Source organism: Streptomyces sp. NRRL F-2664, assembly GCF_000719345.1.
Classification (GTDB): domain Bacteria; phylum Actinomycetota; class Actinomycetes; order Streptomycetales; family Streptomycetaceae; genus Streptomyces.
Genome location: NZ_JOFX01000462.1, coordinates 1 through 319 on the forward strand (window position 1 = coordinate 1; position 319 = coordinate 319).

Genomic DNA, 319 nt, shown 5'->3' on the forward strand with positions numbered 1-319 from the left:
GGTCACCGCGCCGAGGGGCGAGGCGACCTTGGTGACGACGGGGCCGTGTCCGGCCAGCGGCCGCCCGTACTCCAGCCCCGTCACCGCCCCGTCCCCCGCCGTGGCCTTGCGGACCAGCCCGTCCTCCAGCGCCAGGACCGCCGTCAGCCGGTGCCCGTCGCCGGAACGGGCCGGTGCGGTGAAGACGACCCGGCCGTCGCCGTAGGCGACTTCTGTGGCAGCGCCGTAGGGGTCGGTGACAGACGTGAGCTGCCAGGTCTCCCCGGCCGGGGTGAAGGCGAAGTCGGTGCGGTTGCCGTGCCGGTCCGCAAACGCCACC

Annotated in this window: 1 protein-coding gene; it reads right to left on the reverse strand. The window is 75.2% G+C overall.

From position 1 onward, the window contains the following. On the reverse strand, positions 1–319 hold a 319-nt coding region (locus IF89_RS39955; RefSeq protein WP_158718177.1), incomplete at both ends, for a hypothetical protein.